At 33.1% G+C, this 25,308-nt stretch carries 21 protein-coding genes; all 21 read left to right on the forward strand.

From position 1 onward, the window contains the following. Window positions 1-74: 74 nt before the first annotated feature. The 21 genes from rpsB (at window position 75) to ML436_06065 (ending at window position 25,264) form a co-directional block, all read left to right on the forward strand. The gene (gene rpsB / locus ML436_05965; GenBank protein UMT79275.1) at window positions 75-842 is read left to right on the forward strand and encodes a 30S ribosomal protein S2; all 768 of its coding nucleotides are present in this window, start codon (window positions 75-77) and stop codon (window positions 840-842) included. Window positions 843-893: 51 nt separating this feature from the next. Next, window positions 894-989 (forward strand): hypothetical protein, encoded by a 96-nt coding sequence (locus ML436_05970; protein ID UMT79276.1) that lies wholly within the window; start codon window positions 894-896, stop codon window positions 987-989. 34 nt (window positions 990-1,023) lie between these two features. Further along, window positions 1,024-1,905: a translation elongation factor Ts gene (gene tsf, locus ML436_05975; GenBank protein UMT79277.1), complete on the forward strand. Its 882-nt coding sequence runs from the start codon at window positions 1,024-1,026 to the stop codon at window positions 1,903-1,905. Window positions 1,906-2,041: 136 nt separating this feature from the next. Beyond that, complete coding sequence (pyrH, locus tag ML436_05980) at window positions 2,042-2,764, forward strand: UMP kinase (GenBank protein UMT79278.1); 723 nt, start codon at window positions 2,042-2,044, stop codon at window positions 2,762-2,764. A gap of 18 nt (window positions 2,765-2,782) precedes the next feature. Next, the gene (frr, locus tag ML436_05985) at window positions 2,783-3,337 is read left to right on the forward strand and encodes a ribosome recycling factor (protein UMT79279.1); all 555 of its coding nucleotides are present in this window, start codon (window positions 2,783-2,785) and stop codon (window positions 3,335-3,337) included. 362 nt (window positions 3,338-3,699) lie between these two features. After that, window positions 3,700-4,470, forward strand: a complete 771-nt coding sequence (locus ML436_05990) for an isoprenyl transferase (protein UMT79280.1) — start codon at window positions 3,700-3,702, stop codon at window positions 4,468-4,470. A gap of 6 nt (window positions 4,471-4,476) precedes the next feature. Beyond that, window positions 4,477-5,259: a phosphatidate cytidylyltransferase gene (locus tag ML436_05995; protein UMT79281.1), complete on the forward strand. Its 783-nt coding sequence runs from the start codon at window positions 4,477-4,479 to the stop codon at window positions 5,257-5,259. 210 nt (window positions 5,260-5,469) lie between these two features. Beyond that, window positions 5,470-6,756 carry an RIP metalloprotease RseP gene (gene rseP / locus ML436_06000; GenBank protein ID UMT79282.1) on the forward strand — a complete coding sequence of 429 codons (1,287 nt, stop codon included), beginning with the start codon at window positions 5,470-5,472 and terminating at the stop codon, window positions 6,754-6,756. A 19-nt stretch (window positions 6,757-6,775) separates the two neighbouring features. Further along, a complete protein-coding gene (locus ML436_06005; protein UMT79283.1) occupies window positions 6,776-8,479 on the forward strand; it encodes a proline--tRNA ligase in 1,704 nt (567 codons plus the stop codon). 272 nt (window positions 8,480-8,751) lie between these two features. Beyond that, window positions 8,752-13,062, forward strand: coding sequence for a PolC-type DNA polymerase III (locus ML436_06010; GenBank protein UMT79491.1), 4,311 nt, complete (start codon window positions 8,752-8,754; stop codon window positions 13,060-13,062). 278 nt (window positions 13,063-13,340) lie between these two features. Then, complete coding sequence (gene rimP / locus ML436_06015; protein UMT79284.1) at window positions 13,341-13,808, forward strand: ribosome maturation factor RimP; 468 nt, start codon at window positions 13,341-13,343, stop codon at window positions 13,806-13,808. A gap of 20 nt (window positions 13,809-13,828) precedes the next feature. Beyond that, the gene (gene nusA / locus ML436_06020) at window positions 13,829-15,004 is read left to right on the forward strand and encodes a transcription termination factor NusA (GenBank protein UMT79285.1); all 1,176 of its coding nucleotides are present in this window, start codon (window positions 13,829-13,831) and stop codon (window positions 15,002-15,004) included. Between the two features lie 20 nt (window positions 15,005-15,024). Then, complete coding sequence (locus ML436_06025; GenBank protein UMT79286.1) at window positions 15,025-15,309, forward strand: YlxR family protein; 285 nt, start codon at window positions 15,025-15,027, stop codon at window positions 15,307-15,309. Further along, window positions 15,306-15,623, forward strand: coding sequence for a YlxQ family RNA-binding protein (locus ML436_06030; GenBank protein UMT79287.1), 318 nt, complete (start codon window positions 15,306-15,308; stop codon window positions 15,621-15,623). The genes ML436_06025 and ML436_06030 overlap by 4 nt, the downstream gene beginning before the upstream one ends. Before the next feature lie 4 nt (window positions 15,624-15,627). Then, the gene (gene infB, locus ML436_06035) at window positions 15,628-17,754 is read left to right on the forward strand and encodes a translation initiation factor IF-2 (GenBank protein ID UMT79288.1); all 2,127 of its coding nucleotides are present in this window, start codon (window positions 15,628-15,630) and stop codon (window positions 17,752-17,754) included. Between the two features lie 323 nt (window positions 17,755-18,077). Beyond that, window positions 18,078-18,428, forward strand: coding sequence for a 30S ribosome-binding factor RbfA (rbfA, locus tag ML436_06040; GenBank protein UMT79289.1), 351 nt, complete (start codon window positions 18,078-18,080; stop codon window positions 18,426-18,428). A 170-nt stretch (window positions 18,429-18,598) separates the two neighbouring features. After that, a complete protein-coding gene (truB, locus tag ML436_06045; GenBank protein UMT79290.1) occupies window positions 18,599-19,516 on the forward strand; it encodes a tRNA pseudouridine(55) synthase TruB in 918 nt (305 codons plus the stop codon). A 14-nt stretch (window positions 19,517-19,530) separates the two neighbouring features. After that, window positions 19,531-20,502, forward strand: a complete 972-nt coding sequence (gene ribF / locus ML436_06050) for a riboflavin biosynthesis protein RibF (GenBank protein UMT79291.1) — start codon at window positions 19,531-19,533, stop codon at window positions 20,500-20,502. A 114-nt stretch (window positions 20,503-20,616) separates the two neighbouring features. Further along, a complete protein-coding gene (gene rpsO / locus ML436_06055) occupies window positions 20,617-20,886 on the forward strand; it encodes a 30S ribosomal protein S15 (protein ID UMT79292.1) in 270 nt (89 codons plus the stop codon). Between the two features lie 366 nt (window positions 20,887-21,252). Beyond that, on the forward strand, window positions 21,253-23,349 hold the full coding sequence (pnp, locus tag ML436_06060; protein ID UMT79293.1) for a polyribonucleotide nucleotidyltransferase: 2,097 nt from the start codon (window positions 21,253-21,255) through the stop codon (window positions 23,347-23,349). Between the two features lie 241 nt (window positions 23,350-23,590). Beyond that, entirely contained in the window at window positions 23,591-25,264 is a 1,674-nt protein-coding gene (locus ML436_06065) for a ribonuclease J (protein UMT79294.1), read from the forward strand. Window positions 25,265-25,308: the final 44 nt, after the last annotated feature.

The following is a 25,308-nucleotide window of genomic DNA, read 5'->3' on the forward strand; positions in this document are numbered from 1 at the left end:
AAGGGTGCAATATATTTATATTGTCTTTACAATAGTTTGTTATGGAGGTAACTAACCAATAGGAGGAATTTAAAATGGCAGTAATTTCAATGAAACAATTACTAGAAGCGGGTGTACACTTCGGTCACCAAACACGTCGTTGGAACCCAAAAATGAAAAAATATATCTTCACTGAGAGAAATGGTATTTATATCATCGACTTACAAAAAACAGTGAAAAAAGTAGACGAAGCTTATAACTTCTTGAAACAAGTTTCAGAAGATGGCGGACAAGTCTTATTCGTAGGTACAAAAAAACAAGCACAAGAATCAGTTAAATCTGAAGCAGAGCGTGCTGGTCAATTCTACATTAACCAAAGATGGTTAGGTGGATTATTAACTAACTATAAAACAATCTCTAAACGAATTAAACGTATTTCTGAAATTGAAAAAATGGAAGAAGATGGTTTATTCGAAGTATTACCTAAAAAAGAAGTTGTAGAACTTAAAAAAGAATACGACCGTTTAATCAAATTCTTAGGCGGAATTCGTGATATGAAATCAATGCCTCAAGCATTATTCGTAGTTGACCCACGTAAAGAGCGTAACGCGATTGCTGAAGCTCGTAAATTAAATATTCCTATCGTAGGTATCGTTGACACTAACTGTGATCCTGACGAAATTGACTACGTAATCCCAGCAAACGACGATGCTATCCGTGCGGTTAAATTATTAACTGCTAAAATGGCAGATGCAATCTTAGAAGGTCAACAAGGCGTTTCTAACGAAGAAGTAGCTGCAGAACAAAACATCGATTTAGATGAAAAAGAAAAATCAGAAGAAACAGAAGCAACTGAAGAATAATCAACTGTTGAATCTGACTAAGATATAGTTTAAATGGGTGATAAGATATAAATGCTTATCACCTTTTTTAAAAAGGAAATTAGGGCAAATTACAAATATTCAATTAGAGTATTGGCAATATTGCCTATAATAATGCTAAAATCATAATATATAAATTGATAACTTATTGGAGGAATAATGAATGGCAACTATTTCAGCAAAACTTGTTAAAGAACTACGTGAAAAAACTGGCGCAGGTATGATGGATTGTAAAAAAGCGCTAACTGAAACTGAAGGCGATATCGATAAAGCGATTGATTACTTACGTGAAAAAGGTATTGCTAAAGCAGCTAAAAAAGCAGACCGTATTGCGGCTGAAGGTTTAGTACACGTTGAAACTAAAGGTAACGAAGCAGTAATCGTTGAAATTAACTCTGAAACTGACTTTGTTGCTCGTAACGAAGGATTCCAAGAGTTAGTAAAAGAAATTGCTAACCAAGTATTAGATACAAAAGCAGAAACTGTAGAAGCTTTAATGGAAACAACTTTACCAAACGGTAAATCAGTTGATGAAAGAATTAAAGAAGCAATTTCAACAATTGGTGAAAAATTAAGCGTTCGTCGTTTTGCAATCAGAACTAAAACTGATAACGATTCATTCGGTGCATACTTACACATGGGCGGTCGTATTGGAGTATTAACTGTTGTTGAAGGTTCTACTGATGAAGAAGCAGCGAGAGACGTTGCAATGCATATTGCTGCAATCAATCCTAAATATGTTTCTTCTGAACAAGTAAGCGAAGAAGAAATCAATCATGAAAGAGAAGTATTAAAACAACAAGCATTAAATGAAGGTAAACCAGAAAACATCGTTGAAAAAATGGTGGAAGGACGTTTACGTAAATATTTACAAGAAATTTGTGCTGTAGACCAAGACTTCGTTAAAAACCCAGATGTAACAGTTGAAGCTTTCTTGAAAACAAAAGGTGGAAAACTTGTTGACTTCGTACGTTATGAAGTAGGCGAAGGTATGGAAAAACGTGAAGAAAACTTTGCGGATGAAGTAAAAGGACAAATGAAATAATCTGTCATAAAGTAAAACAAGGAAGAAGACACCTTTAATGTTGCTTTATTAAAATGTAAATCATTCTAATAAAACAACAACTGTGTCTTCTTTACTTGTATATGTTACATATATTCACGATAGAGAGGATAAGAAAATGGCTCAAATTTCTAAATATAAACGTGTAGTTTTGAAACTAAGTGGTGAAGCGTTAGCAGGAGAAAAAGGATTTGGCATAAATCCAGTAATTATTAAAAGTGTTGCTGAACAAGTTGCAGAAGTTGCTAAAATGGATTGTGAAATCGCAGTTATTGTTGGTGGCGGAAACATTTGGAGAGGTAAAACAGGTAGTGACTTAGGTATGGACCGTGGTACTGCAGATTACATGGGTATGCTTGCAACAGTTATGAATGCATTAGCATTACAAGATAGTCTAGAACAATTAGATTGCGATACAAGAGTATTAACATCTATAGAAATGAAACAAGTTGCAGAACCTTACATTCGTCGTCGTGCAATTAGACACTTAGAAAAGAAACGTGTAGTTATTTTTGCTGCAGGTATTGGTAATCCATACTTCTCTACAGATACAACGGCAGCTTTACGTGCTGCAGAAGTTGAAGCTGATGTTATTTTAATGGGTAAAAACAATGTGGATGGCGTTTACTCAGCAGATCCTAAAGTGAACAAAGACGCAGTTAAGTATGAACATTTAACTCATATTCAAATGCTTCAAGAAGGTTTACAAGTTATGGATTCAACAGCATCATCATTCTGCATGGACAATAACATCCCATTAACTGTTTTCTCTATTATGGAAGAAGGAAATATCAAACGTGCCGTGATGGGTGAAAAAATAGGTACGTTAATTACAAAATAAATTTAGAGGTGTAATATAATGAGCGACATTATTAGTGAAACTAGATCAAGAATGCAAAAATCAATCGAAAGTTTATCTCGTGAATTAGCGAATATTAGTGCTGGACGTGCTAATTCAAACTTATTAAATGGTGTAACAGTTGATTACTATGGCGCACCAACGCCTGTACAACAATTGGCAAGCATAAATGTTCCGGAAGCACGTTTGCTTGTAATTTCTCCATATGATAAAACTTCTGTTGCCGATATTGAGAAAGCGATTATTGCAGCGAACCTAGGTGTAAATCCTACAAGTGATGGCGAAGTAATTCGTATCGCAGTCCCTGCTTTAACAGAAGAGCGCAGAAAAGAACGCGTTAAAGACGTTAAGAAAATTGGTGAAGAAGCAAAAGTATCTGTTCGAAACATTCGTCGTGATATGAATGATCAATTGAAAAAAGATGAGAAGAACGGTGAAATTACCGAAGATGAACTAAGAACTGGTACTGAAGATGTCCAAAAAGCAACAGACAACTCAATAAAAGAAATTGATAAAATGATTGCTGATAAAGAAAAAGATATTATGTCAGTATAAATCAATATACAATGACATATTAAAATGCCAATTAGCGATAATAATGTAAAAATAAAATCTGCAATCACATTGAATGTTTGGAGAACTGTGAATGTTTATTATTATTTTTCATTAGCTATGATGGTATTTAAACAAGTTAACTTAACATTTTACTTTTGTATGTGATAAAGTATCACATTAAAGTTATGTATTTTTTAACCTCAGTATGTATGTCACATTCATGGTGTAAACTGTACCGAGTCAGACTTTGGTACAGTTTTTTATTTGCTTATTCAATGCGTTAAATGAGTATGATAAAATGATAATGATTGTTTAGTAACTAATACTATATGACAGAGATGATCAGGCTCGGAGGAAAGACCATGTTTAAAAAGCTAATAAATAAAAAGAACACTATAAATAATTATAATGAAGAACTGGACACGGCAAATATACCTGAACATATCGCGATTATTATGGATGGTAATGGGCGATGGGCTAAGAAACGTAAAATGCCGAGAATTAAAGGCCATTATGAAGGTATGCAAACAATAAAGAAAATCACTAGAGCTGCTAGTGACATCGGTGTTAAGTACTTAACTTTATATGCCTTTTCCACTGAAAATTGGTCAAGACCTGAAAGTGAAGTTAATTATATTATGAATTTGCCTGTCAATTTCTTGAAAACATTTTTACCTGAGTTAATAGAAAAAAATGTTAAAGTTGAAACGATAGGTTTTACTGAAAAATTACCTAGTTCAACAATTGAAGCCATCAATAATGCAAAGGAAAAGACAGCGAATAATACTGGTTTGAAGTTGATTTTTGCAATCAATTATGGTGGTAGAGCAGAAATTGTTCATAGTATTAAAAATATGTTTGAAGAGCTTCAACAACAAGGTTTATCTAGTGACGTTATAGATGAAGCGTTTATAGACAATCATTTAATGACAAAGAATTATCCTGATCCTGAATTATTAATTCGTACATCAGGTGAACAGAGAATAAGTAATTTCTTGATTTGGCAAGTTTCATATAGTGAATTTATCTTTAATCAAAAATTATGGCCTGACTTTGACGAAGATGAATTAATTGAATGTATTAAAATTTATCAGTCGCGTCAAAGACGTTTTGGCGGATTGAGTGAGGAGTAGTATAGTATGAAAGTAAGAACGCTGACAGCTATTATTGCCTTAATCGTATTTTTGCCTATTCTGTTAAAAGGTGGCCTTGTATTAATGATTTTTGCTAATTTATTAGCATTAATAGCATTAAAAGAATTGTTGAACATGAATATGATTAAATTTGTGTCAATTCCTGGTTTAATTAGTGCAGTCGCACTTATCATTATTATGTTGCCACAATATGCAGGGCCATGGGTACAAGTTATTCAATTAAAAAGCTTAATTGCGATGAGTTTTATTGTATTAAGTTATACTGTCTTATCTAAGAACCGTTTTAGTTTCATGGATGCAGCATTTTGTTTAATGTCTGTTGCGTATGTTGGCATTGGATTTATGTTCTTTTATGAAACAAGATCTGAAGGGTTACATTACATATTATATGCATTTTTAATTGTTTGGCTTACTGATACTGGTGCCTATCTATTTGGTAAGATGATGGGGAAACATAAACTTTGGCCAGTGATTAGTCCGAATAAAACAATCGAAGGATTTATTGGCGGTCTATTTTGTAGTTTATTAGTACCAATAGCAATGTCATTTTTTGTCGATTTTAATATGAATATTTGGATTTTACTTGGTGTAACATTAATATTAAGTTTATTTGGCCAGTTAGGTGATTTAGTTGAATCAGGCTTTAAACGTCATTTTGGCGTTAAAGATTCAGGTCGAATACTACCTGGGCATGGTGGTATTTTAGACCGATTTGACAGCTTTATGTTTGTATTACCGTTATTAAATATTTTGTTAATACAATCTTAATGCTGAGAACAGATCATTAAATGATAAGAGGAGTTGCTGAGATATTTTAGTTTTATCTTAGCGCTCCTTTTGAAAATTATGTAGAACATTTATTTAAATTAACCATTATATTTTGTGAATTTTCATTAGCATATTATAATGACTTATATTACGTATACAGCAATCATATTTAAACTTTAAAGAAATTTATAAACAATAGAGGTGTAGCGAGTGAGCTATTTAATTACAATAATTGCATTTATTATTGTTTTTGGTGTTCTTGTAACTGTTCATGAATATGGACATATGTTTTTTGCGAAAAGAGCAGGGATTATGTGTCCGGAATTTGCGATAGGTATGGGGCCAAAAATATTTAGTTTTAGAAAAAATGAAACACTTTATACAATACGTTTACTACCTGTTGGTGGGTATGTACGTATGGCAGGGGATGGCTTGGAAGAACCGCCAGTTGAACCTGGAATGAATATCAAAATTAAATTAAATGAAAATAATGAAATTACTCATATCATTTTAGATGATCATCATAAGTTTCAAAAAATTGAAGCGATTGAAGTTAAAAAATGTGATTTTAAAGATGACTTATATATCGAAGGTATTACTGCATATGACAATGAAAGACATCATTTTAAAATTGCAAGAAAGGCATTCTTTGTTGAAAATGGTAGTTTAGTTCAAATTGCGCCAAAAGACAGACAATTTGCATATAAAAAGCCATGGCCGAAGTTTTTAACTTTATTTGCAGGTCCATTATTTAACTTTATTTTAGCTTTAGTTTTATTTATTGGTCTTGCATATTATCAAGGTACACCAACTTCTACTGTAGACCAAGTTGCAGATAAGTACCCAGCTCAACAAGCAGGGTTACAAAAAGGTGATAAAATTGTTCAAATTGGCAAATACAAAATATCTGAATTTGCGGATGTTGACAAAGCTTTAGACAAAGTAAAAGATAATAAGACAACTGTTAAATTTGAACGTAATGGTAAAACAAAATCGGTTGAACTAACGCCTAAAAAGACTGAAAAAAAACTTACGAAAGTGAGTTCGGAAACAAAGTATGTGCTTGGGTTCCAACCAAGTAGTGAACATACGATTTTCAAACCAATTTTATACGGATTTGAAAGTTTTTTAAAGGGTAGCACGCTTATTTTCACAGCTGTAGTAGGTATGATAGCTAGTATTTTCACTGGTGGTTTCTCATTCGACATGTTGAATGGTCCGGTTGGTATTTATCATAACGTAGACTCTGTAGTTAAAGCGGGTATCATAAGCTTAATTGGTTACACTGCGTTATTAAGTGTTAACTTAGGTATTATGAATTTAATTCCTATACCTGCACTAGACGGTGGACGTATATTATTCGTTATTTATGAAGCGATTTTCAGAAAACCAGTTAATAAAAAAGCAGAAACAACAATTATCGCTATAGGTGCGATATTCATGGTCATTATCATGATATTAGTCACGTGGAATGACATTCGAAGATATTTCTTATAAATTAGGAGGATAAATAATTATGAAACAATCCAAAGTTTTTATACCGACGATGCGAGATGTGCCATCAGAAGCAGAAGCGCAGAGTCATCGTTTATTATTGAAATCAGGTTTGATTAAACAAAGTACAAGTGGGATTTATAGTTATTTACCGCTAGCAACTCGTGTGTTAAATAATATTACTGCAATTGTGCGTCAAGAAATGGAACGTATTGATTCTGTTGAAATTTTGATGCCAGCTTTACAACAAGCTGAATTGTGGGAAGAATCTGGTCGTTGGGGTGCTTATGGACCAGAGTTAATGCGTTTGCAAGACCGACATGGAAGACAATTCGCGTTGGGTCCAACACATGAAGAATTAGTAACATCATTAGTGAGAAATGAATTAAAATCATATAAACAATTGCCAATGACGTTATTCCAAATCCAATCAAAATTCCGTGATGAAAAGAGACCACGATTTGGTTTATTACGTGGGCGTGAGTTTATTATGAAAGATGCATATTCATTCCATGCAGATGAAGCATCTTTAGACCAAACGTATCAAGATATGTATCATGCATATAGCCGTATTTTTGAACGTGTTGGTATTAATGCAAGACCAGTTGTAGCAGATTCAGGTGCTATTGGTGGTAGTCATACACATGAATTTATGGCATTAAGTGCAATTGGTGAAGACACAATTGTTTATAGTAAAGAAAGCGATTATGCTGCTAACATTGAAAAAGCTGAAGTGGTTTATGAACCTAATCATAAACATACAACTGAACAAGCTTTAGAAAAAATAGAAACACCAAATGTTAAGACTGCACAAGAGTTAGCAGACTTTTTAGGAAGACCAGTAGACGAAATTGTTAAAACAATGATTTTCAAAGTTGATGGCGAATACATTATGGTATTAGTTCGTGGACATCATGAAATTAATGACATTAAATTAAAATCATATTTTGAAACAGATAATATTGAATTAGCAACACAAGCTGAAATTGTAAACTTAGTTGGTGCCAATCCTGGTTCATTAGGTCCTGTAATTGATAAAGAGATTAAAATCTACGCAGATAATTTTGTACAAGATTTAAATAATCTTGTAGTTGGTGCAAATGAAGATGGATACCATTTAATTAATGTAAATGTAGGCAGAGATTTTAATGTTGATGAATATGGAGATTTCCGTTTTATTTTAGAGGGCGAGAAGTTAAGTGATGGTTCTGGCGTTGCGCATTTTGCAGAAGGTATAGAAGTTGGTCAAGTATTCAAATTAGGTACTAAATATTCAGAATCAATGAATGCCACTTTCTTAGATAACCAAGGTAAAGCACAACCTTTAATCATGGGATGCTACGGTATTGGTATTTCTAGAACATTAAGTGCAATTGTTGAACAAAACCATGATGACAACGGTATTATTTGGCCTAAATCAGTATCACCATTTGATGTACATTTAATTTCAATTAATCCTAAGAAAGATGATCAACGTGAACTTGCAGATCAACTTTATGCGAAATTTAATGAGAAATTTGATGTATTGTATGATGACCGTCAAGAACGTGCTGGTGTTAAATTCAATGATGCAGATTTAATAGGCTTGCCATTGCGAATCGTAGTTGGTAAACGTGCATCAGAAGGAATTGTTGAAGTTAAAGAACGTTTAACTGGCGATAGTGAAGAAGTTCATATTGATGACTTAATGACTGTCATTTCTAATAAATATGACAATTTAAAATAATGAATAATATTTAACTTAAAAGAGTAGGATAAAGCTGAAAGAAATCAGATGCTTATGTCCTACTCTTATTATTTTTGGTATAATGATTATTCGATGAAAAATGACTGAAGACGTAGTATAATTAATGATAAATTTGTTTTAACAATAATGTGATTAGATATAAGTGGAGAAGATGAAATTTTAGCATTTTTCACCTCGGTTAAACGGTATAATCTAATTATTATTGAAATGTATAAAAGTAATTTCTATTTAAGGTGGTAATTGTCTTGGCAATGACAGAGCAACAAAAATTTAAAGTGCTTGCTGATCAAATTAAAATTTCGAATCAATTAGATAGTGAAATTTTAAACTCAGGTAAACTGACACGTATAGATGTTTCTAATAAAAATAGAACATGGGAATTTCATATTACATTACCACAATTCTTAGCTCATGAAGATTATTTATTATTTATTAATGCGATAGAGCAAGAATTTAAAGATATTGCCAATGTTACATGTCGTTTTACGGTAACAGATGGTACAAATCAAGATGAACATGCAATAAAATATTTTGGACATTGTATTGATCAAACAGGTTTATCTCCAAAAGTTAAAGGACAATTAAAACAGAAAAAACTTATCATGTCAGGTAAGATTTTAAAAGTAATGGTGTCAAATGACATAGAACGAAATCATTTTGATAAAGCGTGTAATGGAAGTCTGGTTAAGGCTTTCAGAAATTGTGGTTTTGACTTAGATAAAATTGTTTTTGAAACAAATGATAATGATCAAGAACAAAATTTAGCATCTTTAGAAGCACATATTCAAGAAGAAGATGAACAAAGTGCACGTCTAGCTACAGAGAAACTTGAAAAAATGAAAGCTGAAAAAGCGAAACAACAAGATAATAACGAAAGTGCCGTTGATAAATGTCAAATAGGAAAACCAATTCAAATTGAAAATATTAAACCTATTGAATCAATTATTGAAGAAGAGTTTAAAGTTGCAATTGAAGGTGTTATTTTTGATATTAATTTAAAAGAACTAAAAAGTGGACGCCATATCGTTGAAATTAAAGTTACTGACTATACAGATTCATTAGTATTAAAAATGTTTACTCGTAAAAATAAAGATGATTTAGAGCATTTCAAAGCTTTAAGTGTTGGTAAATGGGTTAGAGCACAAGGTCGAATTGAGGAAGATACATTTATCAGAGATTTAGTAATGATGATGTCAGATATTGAAGAAATTAAAAAAGCTACGAAAAAAGATAAAGCTGAAGAAAAACGTGTAGAATTTCATTTGCATACTGCGATGAGTCAAATGGATGGAATACCAAATATTGGTGCATATGTTAAACAAGCTGCAGATTGGGGACATCCAGCTATCGCTGTAACAGATCATAACGTAGTACAAGCATTCCCAGATGCCCATGTAGCAGCTGAAAAGCACGGCATTAAAATGATTTATGGTATGGAAGGTATGTTAGTTGATGATGGTGTTCCGATTGCATATAAACCACAAGATGTCGTATTAAAAGATGCTACATATGTTGTATTTGACGTTGAGACTACAGGATTGTCTAATCAATATGATAAAATTATCGAGCTCGCAGCTGTAAAAGTTCATAACGGTGAAATCATCGATAAATTTGAAAGATTTAGTAATCCACATGAAAGATTATCAGAAACGATTATAAATTTAACGCATATTACGGATGATATGTTAGTTGATGCACCCGAAATTGAAGAAGTTTTAACGGAATTTAAAGAATGGGTTGGCGATGCGATATTCGTTGCACATAATGCTTCGTTTGATATGGGCTTCATCGATACTGGATATGAACGACTAGGATTTGGCCCATCTACCAATGGTGTTATTGATACTTTAGAATTATCTCGTACAATCAATACCGAATATGGTAAACATGGTTTGAATTTCTTGGCTAAAAAATATGGCGTAGAATTAACACAACATCACCGTGCCATCTATGATACAGAGGCAACAGCTTACATTTTCATTAAAATGGTTCAACAAATGAAAGAATTAGGTGTATTGAATCATAATGAAATTAATAAAAAGCTAAGTAACGAGGATGCATATAAACGTGCGAGACCAAGTCATGTAACACTGATTGTACAAAATCAGCAAGGGCTTAAAAATTTATTTAAAATAGTAAGTGCATCATTGGTGAAATATTTCTATCGTACACCAAGGATACCGCGTTCATTATTAGATGAATATCGTGAAGGATTATTGGTTGGAACAGCTTGTGATGAAGGTGAATTATTCACAGCCGTTATGCAAAAAGATCAAAGTGAAGTTGAAAAAATCGCTAAATACTATGATTTCATTGAAATTCAACCACCAGCACTTTATCAAGATTTAATTGATAGAGAGTTAATTAGGGATACAGAAACATTACATGAAATTTATCAACGATTAATGCATGCAGGAGATACAGCAGGTATACCAGTAATTGCGACAGGTAATGCTCACTATCTATTTGAACATGATGGTATTGCTCGTAAAATTTTAATTGCATCACAACCTGGAAATCCACTGAATCGTTCAACTTTACCCGAAGCACATTTTAGAACTACAGATGAAATGTTAAACGAGTTTCATTTTTTAGGTGAAGAAAAAGCGCATGAAATTGTTGTAAAAAATACAAACGAACTGGCAGATCGAATTGAACGTGTAGTTCCAATTAAAGATGAATTATATACACCGCGAATGGAAGGCGCCAATGAGGAGATTAGAGAACTAAGTTATGCAAATGCACGTAAATTGTATGGCGAAGATTTACCTCAAATCGTTATTGATAGATTAGAAAAAGAATTAAAAAGTATCATTGGGAATGGATTTGCGGTAATTTACTTAATTTCGCAACGTTTAGTTAAAAAATCATTAGATGATGGATACTTAGTTGGTTCCCGTGGTTCAGTAGGTTCTAGTTTTGTAGCGACAATGACTGAGATTACTGAAGTAAACCCGTTACCGCCACACTATATTTGTCCGAACTGTAAAACGAGTGAATTTTTCAATGACGGTTCAGTAGGATCAGGATTCGATTTACCTGATAAGACGTGTGAAACTTGTGGAGCGCCACTTATTAAAGAAGGACAAGATATTCCGTTTGAAACATTTTTAGGATTTAAAGGAGATAAAGTTCCTGATATCGACTTAAACTTTAGTGGTGAATATCAACCGAATGCCCATAACTACACAAAAGTATTATTTGGTGAGGATAAAGTATTCCGTGCAGGTACAATTGGTACTGTTGCTGAAAAAACTGCTTTTGGCTATGTAAAAGGCTACTTAAATGACCAAGGTATTCATAAAAGAGGTGCCGAAATAGATCGACTTGTAAAAGGGTGTACTGGTGTTAAACGTACAACTGGTCAACATCCAGGAGGTATTATTGTAGTACCTGATTATATGGATATTTATGATTTTACACCGATACAGTATCCTGCAGACGATCAAAATTCAGCATGGATGACGACACACTTTGATTTCCATTCTATTCATGATAATGTGTTGAAGCTCGACATACTTGGTCACGATGATCCAACTATGATACGTATGCTTCAGGATTTATCGGGTATTGATCCAAAAACGATACCTGTAGATGACAAAGAAGTTATGCAAATATTTAGTACACCTGAAAGTTTAGGTGTTACTGAAGATGAAATATTATGTAAAACAGGCACATTTGGTGTTCCGGAATTTGGTACTGGATTCGTTCGACAAATGTTGGAAGACACAAAGCCAACTTCATTCTCTGAGTTAGTCCAAATTTCTGGATTGTCTCATGGTACAGATGTATGGTTAGGCAATGCGCAGGAATTAATTAAATCAGGTATTTGTGATTTATCAAGTGTAATTGGTTGTCGTGACGACATCATGGTTTATTTAATGTATGCTGGTCTAGAACCATCAATGGCTTTTAAAATTATGGAATCCGTACGTAAAGGTAAAGGTTTAACAGAAGAAATGATAGAAACGATGAAAGAAAATAATGTGCCTGATTGGTATTTAGATTCATGTCTTAAAATTAAGTACATGTTCCCGAAAGCGCATGCTGCTGCATATGTGTTAATGGCAGTACGTATTGCATATTTCAAAGTGCATCATCCGCTATATTATTATGCTTCTTACTTTACAATACGTGCATCAGATTTTGATTTAATTACGATGATTAAAGATAAAACTAGTATTCGAAATACAGTTAAAGACATGTATTCTCGCTATATGGATTTAGGTAAAAAAGAAAAAGATGTATTAACTGTTTTAGAAATTATGAATGAAATGGCGCATCGTGGTTATCGAATGCAACCGATTAGTTTGGAAAAGAGTCAGGCATTCGAATTTATCATTGAAGGAGATACGCTCATTCCACCATTTATTTCAGTGCCGGGTCTTGGTGAAAACGTTGCAAAACGTATTGTTGAAGCACGTGATGATGGTCCGTTCTTATCAAAAGAAGACTTGAATAAAAAAGCTGGTCTATCACAAAAAATTATAGAATATCTTGATGAGTTAGGTTCATTGCCAAACTTACCAGATAAAGCTCAGCTATCAATATTTGATATGTAATCGAAATATTTCGCTAAAACATTTAATAGTCTTCATTTAGAAAAACTCATTTCAGATTCGACGAGTTTCTATAAGATGATTGTTATACTTAACGCTATGATTCAGTAGAAAAATAATTTATAGAAAGACTAATTTTATGAAGAATCACTGATAATTGGTGAAGTCATTTGTTTAGTAAATAAACTTATGCTATAATTAAAGTGCTTAAAAATTAGTGAACTCAGGCAAAAGAGTGGGAGATTCCCGCTCTTTTCTATTTGCCAAAAAGGGAGGCCTGTATGAGTAAAATTACAGAACAAGTTGAAGCGATTGTTCAACCAATTATGGAAGACTTGAATTTTGAACTTGTAGACGTTGAATATGTCAAAGAAGGTAGAGACCATTTTCTGAGAATCTCTATTGATAAAGAAGGTGGCGTAGATCTAAATGATTGTACGCTTGCTTCTGAAAAAATAAGTGAAGCTATGGACGCGAATGATCCAATTCCTGAAATGTATTATTTAGACGTAGCATCACCTGGTGCGGAACGCCCTATTAAAAAAGAACAAGATTTCCAAAATGCAATAACTAAACCTATTTTTGTTTCGTTGTATGTAGCAATTGAAGGTGAAAAAGAATGGTTAGGCATTTTACAAGAAGTCAATAATGAAACAATTGTTGTACAGGTAAAAATTAAAGCAAGAACGAAAGATATAGAGATACCGAGAGACAAAATAGCAAAAGCACGTCACGCAGTTATGATTTAACGTGATGAGGAGGAAAAAACGTGTCAAGTAATGAATTATTATTAGCTACTGAATATTTAGAAAAAGAAAAGAAAATTCCTAGAGCAGTGTTAATTGATGCAATTGAAGCAGCATTGATTACTGCTTACAAAAAGAATTATGATAGTGCAAGAAATGTCCGTGTTGAATTAAATATGGATCAAGGTACATTCAAAGTAATCGCTAGAAAAGACGTTGTTGAAGAAGTCTTTGATGACAGAGATGAAGTAGACTTAAGTACTGCACTTGTTAAAAATCCAGCATATGAAATTGGAGATATTTATGAAGAAGATGTAACACCAAAAGACTTTGGTCGTGTTGGTGCACAAGCTGCGAAACAAGCAGTTATGCAACGACTTCGTGATGCTGAACGTGAAATATTATTTGAAGAGTTTATTGATAAAGAAGAAGACATTTTAACAGGTGTGATTGATCGTGTAGATCACCGCTATGTTTATGTTAACCTAGGACGTATCGAAGCAGTTTTATCTGAAGCTGAAAGAAGTCCTAACGAAAAATATATTCCAAATGAACGTATCAAAGTTTATGTTAATAAAGTTGAACAAACTACAAAAGGACCTCAAATTTATGTATCTCGAAGTCATCCAGGTTTATTAAAACGTTTATTTGAACAAGAAGTGCCAGAAATTTATGATGGTACAGTTATCGTAAAATCAGTTGCTCGTGAGGCAGGAGACCGTTCTAAAATCAGTGTCTTCTCTGAAAATCATGATATCGATGCAGTTGGCGCATGTGTAGGTGCTAAAGGTGCTCGTGTTGAAGCGGTTGTAGAAGAATTAGGTGGCGAAAAAATAGATATCGTTCAATGGAATGAAGATCCAAAAGTATTTGTGAAAAATGCTTTAAGTCCATCACAAGTATTAGAAGTTATTGTGGATGAAGCAAATCAATCAACAATAGTCGTAGTACCAGATTACCAATTATCATTAGCAATTGGTAAAAGAGGACAAAATGCACGATTAGCTGCTAAATTAACTGGCTGGAAAATCGATATTAAATCAGAAACAGATGCACGTGAAGCAGGTATCTATCCAGTAGTAGAAACTGAAAATGTAGCTAACGATGAAGTTGCTACAGAAGATGATGCTATAGCTGAATCAACAGAAGAGGCAACTGAAGTTACAGTTGATACTAACGTAGAGAAAGAATCTGAATAATAGGTTGGAGTGAAGTATCTATGAAAAAGAAAAAAATTCCGATGCGAAAATGTATTCTTTCAAATGAAATGCATCCAAAAAAAGATATGATTCGTGTTGTCATAAATAAAGAAGGCGAAATTTTTGCGGATGTAACAGGAAAGAAACAAGGCCGTGGCGCATATGTTTCTAAAGATGTTGCAATGGTTGAAAAAGCACAACAAAAAGAATTGCTTGAGAAGTATTTTAAAGCGACAAAAGAACAATTGGAGCCTGTTTATAAAGAAATTATTAGATTGATTTATAGAGAAGAGATTCCAAAATGAGTATAGAACAAATATTAAACTTTTTAGGATTGGCAATGCGAGCTGGTAAAGTAAAAACAGGTGAATCAGTCATTGTGAATGATATTAAAAAGGGAAATTTGAAACTCGTTATTGTTGCTGAAGATGCATCAAATAATACAACTAAATTAATTACAGACAAATGTAATAGTTATAAGGTTCCATTTAGGAAATTTGGAAGCCGAAATGAATTGGGAATAGCACTTGGAAAAGGTGAGCGTGTTAATGTAGGGATTACTGACCCAGGCTTTGCTAAAAAGTTGCTATCAATGATAGATGAATATCATAAGGAGTGATTATATGAGTAAACAAAGAATTTACGAATATGCGAAAGAATTAAATCTAAAGAGTAAAGAGATTATAGATGAGTTAAAAAGCATGAATATTGAGGTTTCAAATCATATGCAAGCTTTGGAAGATGACCAAATTAAAGCATTAGATAAAAAGTTCAAAAAAGAACAAAAAAATGATTCAAAACAAAGCGCTCAAAATAATCACCAAAAATCAAACAACAACAAAAACCAAAACAATAACAAAGCTCAACAAAAGGATAACAAAAAGAATCAACAATCTAATAATAAAGGTAACAAAAACAACAAAAAGAATAATAAAAATAATAAAAAGAACAATAAAAATAATAAGCCGCAAAATCAACCAGTTGAACCAAAAGAAATACCATCAAAAGTAACATACCAAGAAGGTATTACTGTTGGTGAATTTGCTGACAAATTAAACGTTGAGTCTTCTGAAATTATTAAAAAATTATTCTTACTTGGTATTGTTGCTAATATCAACCAATCTTTAAATCAAGAAACAATTGAATTGATTGCTGATGACTACGGTGTAGAAGTTGAAGAAGAAGTTGTCATCAATGAAGAAGATCTTTCAACATACTTCGAAGATGAAAAAGATGACCCAGAAGCAATTGAAAGACCAGCAGTTGTAACAATTATGGGACATGTTGACCACGGTAAAACAACTTTGTTGGATTCAATTCGTCATACAAAAGTAACTGCTGGTGAAGCTGGTGGAATTACACAACATATTGGTGCATACCAAATTGAAAATGATGGTAAAAAAATTACTTTCCTTGATACACCAGGACATGCTGCTTTCACAACGATGCGTGCGCGTGGTGCACAAGTAACAGATATCACAATTTTAGTAGTAGCAGCTGATGACGGTGTAATGCCTCAAACGATTGAAGCAATTAACCATGCTAAAGAAGCAGAAGTGCCAATTATCGTTGCAGTAAACAAAATTGATAAACCAACTTCAAATCCTGACCGAGTAATGCAAGAATTAACTGAGTACGGCTTGATTCCTGAAGATTGGGGTGGCGACACAATATTTGTTCCACTTTCAGCATTAAGTGGTGATGGTATTGATGATTTATTAGAAATGATTGGATTAGTTGCGGAAGTACAAGAACTTAAAGCAAATCCTAAGAACCGTGCTGTTGGTACAGTAATTGAAGCGGAATTAGACAAATCTCGTGGTCCTTCTGCATCATTATTAGTACAAAACGGTACATTAAATGTTGGTGATGCGATTGTAGTTGGTAATACTTACGGCCGTATCCGTGCAATGGTTAATGACTTAGGTCAAAGAATTAAAACAGCTGGTCCATCAACGCCTGTTGAAATTACTGGTATTAATGATGTGCCTCAAGCGGGTGATCGCTTTGTTGTATTTAGTGATGAAAAACAAGCACGTCGTATTGGTGAATCAAGACATGAAGCTAGCATCGTTCAACAACGTCAAGAAAGTAAAAATGTTTCATTAGATAACCTGTTTGAACAAATGAAACAAGGTGAAATGAAAGATTTAAATGTTATCATTAAAGGTGATGTTCAAGGTTCTGTAGAAGCTTTAGCTGCATCATTAATGAAAATAGATGTTGAAGGTGTAAATGTTCGTATTATTCATACAGCAGTTGGTGCGATCAATGAGTCAGACGTAACACTTGCAAATGCATCTAACGGTATCATTATTGGTTTCAATGTACGTCCAGATAGTGGTGCAAAGCGTGCTGCAGAAGCTGAAAATGTTGATATGCGTTTACACAGAGTTATTTATAACGTAATAGAAGAAATTGAATCAGCGATGAAAGGTTTACTTGATCCAGAATTCGAAGAGCAAGTTATTGGACAAGCAGAAGTTCGTCAAACGTTCAAAGTTTCTAAAGTTGGTACGATTGCCGGATGTTATGTTACTGAAGGTAAAATTACGCGTAATGCAGGTGTTCGTATTATTCGTGATGGAATTGTTCAGTACGAAGGCGAATTAGATACACTTAAACGTTTTAAAGATGATGCAAAAGAAGTGGCTAAAGGTTATGAGTGTGGTATTACTATTGAAAACTACAACGATCTTAAAGAAGGCGACGTTATTGAAGCATTTGAAATGGTAGAAATTAAACGTTAATTTTCATGAAAATAATATGCCAAAAGTATAGTGATGTCGCTTACTTTTGGCTTTTTTATTAGAATAGATTGTTTATTATAGGTTACGTTATATAGCCATGGTTTTGTATGATATTTTGCGGTAATTTAGAAGCTGTTTTAATGACAAAATATAATGTCAATTATTATTGGAAATTTTCTGTTAAAATGCCTATCTTACGGCAAACTTTATTTGATTTTATGGATTTAATTTATTAAAATAACGTGTGAGCTAAAAAATTGTTTAAGCATTGTTACACAAAAATGCAAATAACAATCGAACTTAAAGATAAAGAGGTGACAATAATGAGTAGCATGAGAGCAGAACGTGTTGGTGAACAAATGAAAAAAGAATTAATGGATATCATCAACAATAAAGTCAAAGATCCTCGAGTTGGTTTTATTACAATAACTGATGTCGTTTTAACAAACGATTTATCACAAGCCAAAGTGTTTTTAACAGTTTTAGGAAATGATAAAGAAGTAGAAAATACTTTTAAAGCCCTTGATAAAGCAAAAGGTTTTATTAAGTCAGAATTAGGTTCTAGAATGCGATTACGTATTATGCCGGAATTAATTTATGAGTATGATCAATCAATCGAATACGGTAATAAAATTGAACGAATGATTCAAGATTTACACAAACAAGATAGATAATTTAGTGTTAGGTATCTGGAAAATGTTTGATAATTTCTTAATATCGGTATATTAACATTAAACAGTTAATAAAAAGATGTCTAGAAATGTTTAACATTTTCCAGTTTTTTTATGAAGAGGTTTAGACAAGAATTCACTACATAAATAAATGAATAAAAGAAGGTGACAAGATGTATAATGGAATTTTACCAGTTTATAAAGAACGAGGATTAACAAGTCATGATGTCGTATTCAAATTACGTAAAATTTTAAAAACTAAAAAGATTGGTCACACAGGTACGCTTGATCCGGAAGTTGCTGGCGTGTTACCAGTATGTATTGGCAATGCTACTAGAGTAAGTGATTATGTGATGGATATGGGCAAGGCATATGAAGCTACTGTTTCAATTGGAAGAAGTACTACTACTGAAGATCAAACTGGTGATACATTAGAAGTGAAAGCTATTCATTCAGCACACATCACAAACGATGATGTTGATCGATTATTAGAAGACTTTAAAGGGGTTATTGAACAAACGCCTCCAATGTATTCGTCCGTAAAAGTTAATGGTAAAAAATTATACGAGTATGCGCGTAACAATGAAACAGTAGAACGCCCTAAACGGAAAGTGAATATTAATGATATTGGAAGAATTTCTGAACTCGACTTCAAAGGAAATGAATGTCATTTTAAAATACGAGTCGTTTGTGGTAAAGGAACATATATAAGAACTTTAGCAACAGATATTGGTGTGAAATTAGGGTTTCCAGCTCATATGTCAAAATTAACACGAATTGAATCAGGTGGCTTTAAATTACAAGATAGCTTAACTTTAGAACAAATAACTGTACTTCATGAGCAGGATTCATTGCAAAATAAATTGTTTCCTTTAGAATATGGATTAAAGGGTTTGCCAAGCATTAAAATTAAAAATCCGCACATAAAGAAACGTATTTTAAATGGGCAGAAATTTAATAAAAATGAATTTGATAACAAAATTAAGGACCAAATAGTTTTCGTTGATGATGATTCAGAAAAAGTATTAGCAATTTATATGGCACATCCTACTAAAGAATCAGAAATCAAACCTAAAAAAGTCTTTAATTAAAGGAGATAGAATTTATGAAAGTCATAGAAGTGACACATCCTATTCAATCTAAACAGTATATTAAAGAGGATGTTGCAATGGCATTCGGATTTTTCGATGGCATGCATAAAGGTCATGATAAAGTCTTTGATATTTTAAATGAAACAGCTAAGGCACGAAATTTGAAAAAAGCGGTAATGACATTTGATCCGCATCCATCAGTCGTGCTTAATCCTAAAAGAAAGCGCACAACATATTTAACGCCGCTTTCAGATAAAATTGAAAAAATTAGTCAACATGATATTGATTATTGTATTGTTGTTAATTTTTCATCTAGATTTGCAAACGTGAGTGTCGAAGATTTTGTTGAAAATTATATTATTAAAAATCATGTTAAAGAAGTGATTGCAGGTTTTGATTTTACCTTCGGAAAGTTTGGAAAAGGTAATATGACCGTGCTACAAGAATATGATGCATTTAATACAACGATAGTTAGTAAACAAGAAATTGAAAACGAAAAAATTTCTACGACTTCAATCCGCCAAGATTTAATTAATGGTGAATTACAAAAAGCTAATGAAGCGTTGGGGTACATTTATTCAATAAAAGGCACTGTTGTACAAGGTGAAAAAAGAGGTAGAACAATTGGGTTCCCTACTGCTAATATTCAACCAAGTGATGACTATTTATTACCTAGAAAAGGTGTATACGCTGTTAGTATAGAAATTGGTACGGAAAACAAATTATACAGAGGTGTAGCAAATATAGGTGTTAAACCTACATTTCATGATCCAAGTAAAGCGGAAGTTGTCATAGAGGTAAATATTTTTGACTTTGAAGAAAATATTTATGGAGAACGTGTAACAGTCTATTGGCATCATTTCTTACGTCCTGAAATTAAATTTGATGGCATTGATCCACTAGTTAAACAGATGAATGATGATAAAGCACGTGCTAAATATTTATTAGCGGTTGATTTTGGTGATGAAGTAGCATATAATATTTAAAGTTGCGTATAGTTATATAAACAGACTATACCACACCTTTTTCTTAGTAGGTCGAATCTCCAACGCCTAACTCGGATTAAGGAGTATTCAAACATTTTAAGGAGGAAATTGATTATGGCAATTTCACAAGAACGTAAAAACGAAATCATTAAAGAATACCGTGTACACGAAACTGATACAGGTTCACCAGAAGTACAAATCGCTGTACTTACTGCTGAAATCAACGCAGTTAACGATCACTTACGTACACACAAAAAAGACCACCATTCACGTCGTGGATTATTAAAAATGGTTGGTCGTCGTAGACATTTATTAAACTACTTACGTAGTAAAGATATTCAACGTTACCGTGAATTAATTAAATCACTTGGTATCCGTCGTTAATCTTAATATAACGTCTTTGAGGTTGGGGCATATTTATGTTCCAACCTTAATTTATATTAAAAAGTTTTTACAAATATTAACATTTATTATATGTTAAGCTAATATAGAGTGAATAATAAGGTTACAATGAGATAAAGATGATATTAGTACACCTAGAGAAATAATCAAGAAATTAAAAATACAAGTATATTTTTTTAAAATATCACTTATATTTAAACTGATAAGGGTGGGACAATAAGTCTATTTTGTACATAATAGATGATTATCCCGCTCTCTTTTTTTCCAATTCAATATTTTATTACTAATATTAAAATACGATAATAAATGATATGATATAACTATTAGATTCAAGAGAGGAGATTTATAATGTCTCAAGAAAAGAAAGTTTTTAAAACTGAATGGGCAGGAAGATCTTTAACGATTGAAACTGGACAATTAGCTAAACAGGCTAATGGTGCTGTACTAGTTCGTTATGGTGATACAGTTGTATTATCAACTGCAACTGCTTCAAAAGAACCTCGTGATGGAGATTTCTTCCCGTTGACAGTGAACTATGAAGAAAAAATGTACGCTGCTGGTAAAATTCCTGGTGGTTTCAAAAAAAGAGAAGGTCGTCCGGGTGATGATGCAACGTTAACTGCGCGATTAATTGATAGACCGATTAGACCTTTATTCCCTAAAGGATATAAACACGATGTTCAAATTATGAATATGGTATTAAGTGCTGATCCTGATTGTTCACCAGAAATGGCTGCAATGATTGGTTCATCAATGGCGCTTAGCGTTTCTGATATTCCATTCCAAGGACCAATCGCTGGTGTAAATGTTGGTTTTATTGATGGTAAGTATGTCATCAATCCAACTGTAGAAGAAAAAGAAGTATCTCGTCTAGACCTTGAAGTAGCGGGACATAAAGACGCAGTTAACATGGTTGAAGCTGGTGCGAGTGAAATAACTGAACAAGAAATGTTAGAAGCTATCTTCTTTGGTCATGAAGAAATCAAACGTTTAGTTGATTTCCAACAACAAATCATTGACCACATTCAACCTATTAAACAAGAATTCATTCCTGTAGAACGTGATGAAGCTTTAGTAGAACGAGTGAAGTCATTGACTGAAGAAAAAGGACTAAAAGAAACTGTATTAACATTTGATAAACAACAACGTGATGAAAACCTTGACAATTTAAAAGAAGAAATCGTAAATGAATTTGTGGATGAAGAAGATCCTGAAAATGAATTATTAATTAAAGAAGTATATGCAATTTTAAATGACTTAATTAAAGAAGAAGTAAGACGTTTAATTGCAGATGAAAAAATTAGACCAGATGGACGTAAACCAGATGAAATCCGCCCATTAGATTCTGAGGTAGGCATTTTACCAAGAACACACGGTTCAGGTTTATTTACACGTGGTCAGACGCAAGCACTTTCAGTATTAACTTTAGGTGCTTTAGGAGATTATCAATTAATTGATGGTTTAGGACCTGAAGAAGAAAAACGATTTATGCATCATTATAATTTCCCGAATTTCTCAGTAGGTGAAACTGGTCCAGTACGTGCGCCAGGCCGTCGTGAAATCGGACATGGTGCGTTGGGCGAAAGAGCTTTAAAATATATTATTCCTGATACAGCAGACTTCCCATATACAATTCGTATTGTAAGTGAAGTGCTTGAATCAAATGGTTCATCTTCTCAAGCTTCAATTTGTGGTTCAACATTAGCGTTAATGGATGCAGGTGTACCGATTAAAGCGCCAGTTGCTGGTATCGCTATGGGGCTTGTTACACGTGAAGATAGCTATACAATTTTAACTGATATCCAAGGCATGGAAGACGCATTAGGTGATATGGACTTTAAAGTTGCTGGTACTAAAGATGGTATTACAGCAATTCAAATGGATATTAAAATTGACGGTTTAACACGTGAAATTATCGAGGAAGCATTAGAACAAGCAAGACGTGGTCGTTTAGAAATTATGGATCATATGCTTCAAACAATTGATCAACCACGTGCTGAATTAAGTGCTTATGCGCCGAAGGTTGTTACAATGACAATTAAACCAGATAAAATAAGAGACGTTATCGGACCAGGTGGAAAGAAAATCAACGAAATTATTGACGAGACAGGCGTTAAACTTGATATCGAACAAGACGGTACAATCTTTATTGGTGCTGTGGATCAAGCTATGATAAACCGTGCACGTGAAATCATTGAAGAAATCACACGTGAAGCGGAAGTTGGTCAAACATATCAAGCGACTGTTAAACGTATCGAAAAATACGGTGCTTTTGTAGGTCTATTCCCAGGTAAAGATGCCTTACTTCACATTTCACAAATTTCTAAAGACCGTATTGAAAAAGTTGAAGATGTTTTAAAAATTGGCGACACAATTGAAGTTAAGATTACAGAAATTGATAAGCAAGGTCGTGTGAACGCTTCACACAGAGCATTAGAAGAATAATTAATAAAAATCAAAGTCATATGACGACATTTCATCGTCATGTGATTTTTTTATGCCATTTTAAAGTAGAAACTCAATTTATTTTTGTTGCAATGGACATTTTGAAACACTTTATTATTTTGTGTGCAACTGTTAATTATCCTGTACGTATAGTGATTAATAGTGTACATCAAGTGTTTTTTAACTTATAATGAATAGTGAGTTTATATATGGACGGGTAACAAATTTAGGAGGTAAGATTTTGAGTTTAATAAAGAAAAAGAATAAAGATATTCGCATTATACCACTAGGTGGTGTTGGCGAAATCGCTAAAAATATGTATATCGTTGAAGTAGACGATGAAATGTTTATGTTAGATGCTGGACTTATGTTTCCAGAAGATGAAATGTTAGGTATTGATATAGTTATACCGGATATTTCGTATGTATTAGAAAATAAAGATAAGTTAAAAGGTATATTCCTTACACACGGACACGAACATGCAATTGGTGCAGTGAGTTATGTTCTTGAACAATTAGATGCACCAGTTTATGGATCTAAATTAACTATAGCGTTGATTAAAGAAAATATGAAAGCCCGTAACATTGATAAAAAAGTTCGCTATTACACAGTTAATAACGATTCAATTATGAGATTTAAAAACGTTAATATTAGTTTCTTTAATACAACACATAGTATTCCTGATAGTTTAGGCGTATGTATCCATACTTCATATGGTGCAATCGTTTATACTGGAGAATTTAAGTTCGATCAAAGTTTACATGGACATTATGCTCCGGATATTAAACGTATGGCTGAAATTGGTGAAGAAGGCGTATTTGTATTAATTAGTGATTCTACAGAAGCTGAGAAACCTGGATACAATACACCTGAAAATGTAATCGAACATCATATGTATGACGCTTTTGCTAAAGTACGTGGTCGCTTGATTGTGTCATGTTATGCATCTAACTTTATACGTATCCAACAAGTATTGAATATTGCAAGTAAGTTAAATAGAAAAGTATCATTTTTAGGTAGATCACTTGAAAGTTCATTTAATATTGCGCGTAAAATGGGATACTTCGATATTCCTAAAGATTTGCTTATTCCTATAACAGAAGTTGATAATTATCCTAAAAACGAAGTAATTATCATTGCGACAGGTATGCAAGGAGAGCCAGTTGAAGCATTGAGCCAAATGGCGCAACACAAACATAAAATTATGAATATTGAAGAAGGCGATTCTGTATTTTTAGCAATTACAGCATCAGCAAATATGGAAGTAATCATTGCAAATACGCTTAATGAACTAGTTCGTGCGGGTGCACATATTATTCCTAATAATAAAAAGATTCATGCATCAAGTCATGGTTGTATGGAAGAATTGAAAATGATGATAAACATCATGAAACCTGAATACTTCATTCCTGTACAAGGTGAATTCAAAATGCAAATTGCACACGCAAAGTTAGCAGCAGAAGCAGGTGTTGCACCTGAAAAGATTTTCCTTGTTGAAAAAGGAGATGTCATTAATTACAACGGTAAAGAAATGATATTAAATGAAAAGGTCAATTCAGGTAATATTTTAATTGATGGTATAGGTATAGGGGATGTAGGAAATATTGTCTTACGAGACCGTCATCTTTTAGCGGAAGATGGTATCTTTATTGCTGTTGTAACGTTAGATCCTAAAAATAGACGCATTGCTGCAGGCCCTGAAATTCAGTCTCGTGGTTTTGTATATGTACGTGAAAGTGAAGATTTATTGCAAGAAGCAGAAGATAAAGTTCGTGAGATTGTAGAAGCAGGTTTACAAGAAAAGCGTATTGAATGGTCTGAAATTAAGCAAAATATGCGCGATCAAATTAGTAAACTTTTATTCGAAAGTACGAAACGTCGTCCTATGATTATTCCAGTTATTTCTGAAATTTAATCAAAAGTTATTAACATAAAAGAGGTCAGAACAATTCATTGAAA

Origin of the sequence: Staphylococcus roterodami (assembly GCA_022493055.1) — a bacterium.
Classification (GTDB): Bacteria; Bacillota; Bacilli; order Staphylococcales; family Staphylococcaceae; genus Staphylococcus; species Staphylococcus singaporensis.

What these genes read in the sequence shown, in the direction of transcription:
- rpsB (UMT79275.1), top strand. Translation starts at nt 75, where the DNA reads ATGGCAGTAATTTCAATGAAACAATTACTAGAAGCGGGTGTACACTTC.
- ML436_05970 (UMT79276.1), top strand. Translation starts at nt 894, where the DNA reads ATGCTTATCACCTTTTTTAAAAAGGAAATTAGGGCAAATTACAAATAT.
- tsf (UMT79277.1), top strand. Translation starts at nt 1,024, where the DNA reads ATGGCAACTATTTCAGCAAAACTTGTTAAAGAACTACGTGAAAAAACT.
- pyrH (UMT79278.1), top strand. Translation starts at nt 2,042, where the DNA reads ATGGCTCAAATTTCTAAATATAAACGTGTAGTTTTGAAACTAAGTGGT.
- frr (UMT79279.1), top strand. Translation starts at nt 2,783, where the DNA reads ATGAGCGACATTATTAGTGAAACTAGATCAAGAATGCAAAAATCAATC.
- ML436_05990 (UMT79280.1), top strand. Translation starts at nt 3,700, where the DNA reads ATGTTTAAAAAGCTAATAAATAAAAAGAACACTATAAATAATTATAAT.
- ML436_05995 (UMT79281.1), top strand. Translation starts at nt 4,477, where the DNA reads ATGAAAGTAAGAACGCTGACAGCTATTATTGCCTTAATCGTATTTTTG.
- ML436_06005 (UMT79283.1), top strand. Translation starts at nt 6,776, where the DNA reads ATGAAACAATCCAAAGTTTTTATACCGACGATGCGAGATGTGCCATCA.
- ML436_06010 (UMT79491.1), top strand. Translation starts at nt 8,752, where the DNA reads ATGACAGAGCAACAAAAATTTAAAGTGCTTGCTGATCAAATTAAAATT.
- rimP (UMT79284.1), top strand. Translation starts at nt 13,341, where the DNA reads ATGAGTAAAATTACAGAACAAGTTGAAGCGATTGTTCAACCAATTATG.
- ML436_06025 (UMT79286.1), top strand. Translation starts at nt 15,025, where the DNA reads ATGAAAAAGAAAAAAATTCCGATGCGAAAATGTATTCTTTCAAATGAA.
- ML436_06030 (UMT79287.1), top strand. Translation starts at nt 15,306, where the DNA reads ATGAGTATAGAACAAATATTAAACTTTTTAGGATTGGCAATGCGAGCT.
- infB (UMT79288.1), top strand. Translation starts at nt 15,628, where the DNA reads ATGAGTAAACAAAGAATTTACGAATATGCGAAAGAATTAAATCTAAAG.
- rbfA (UMT79289.1), top strand. Translation starts at nt 18,078, where the DNA reads ATGAGTAGCATGAGAGCAGAACGTGTTGGTGAACAAATGAAAAAAGAA.
- truB (UMT79290.1), top strand. Translation starts at nt 18,599, where the DNA reads ATGTATAATGGAATTTTACCAGTTTATAAAGAACGAGGATTAACAAGT.
- ribF (UMT79291.1), top strand. Translation starts at nt 19,531, where the DNA reads ATGAAAGTCATAGAAGTGACACATCCTATTCAATCTAAACAGTATATT.
- rpsO (UMT79292.1), top strand. Translation starts at nt 20,617, where the DNA reads ATGGCAATTTCACAAGAACGTAAAAACGAAATCATTAAAGAATACCGT.
- pnp (UMT79293.1), top strand. Translation starts at nt 21,253, where the DNA reads ATGTCTCAAGAAAAGAAAGTTTTTAAAACTGAATGGGCAGGAAGATCT.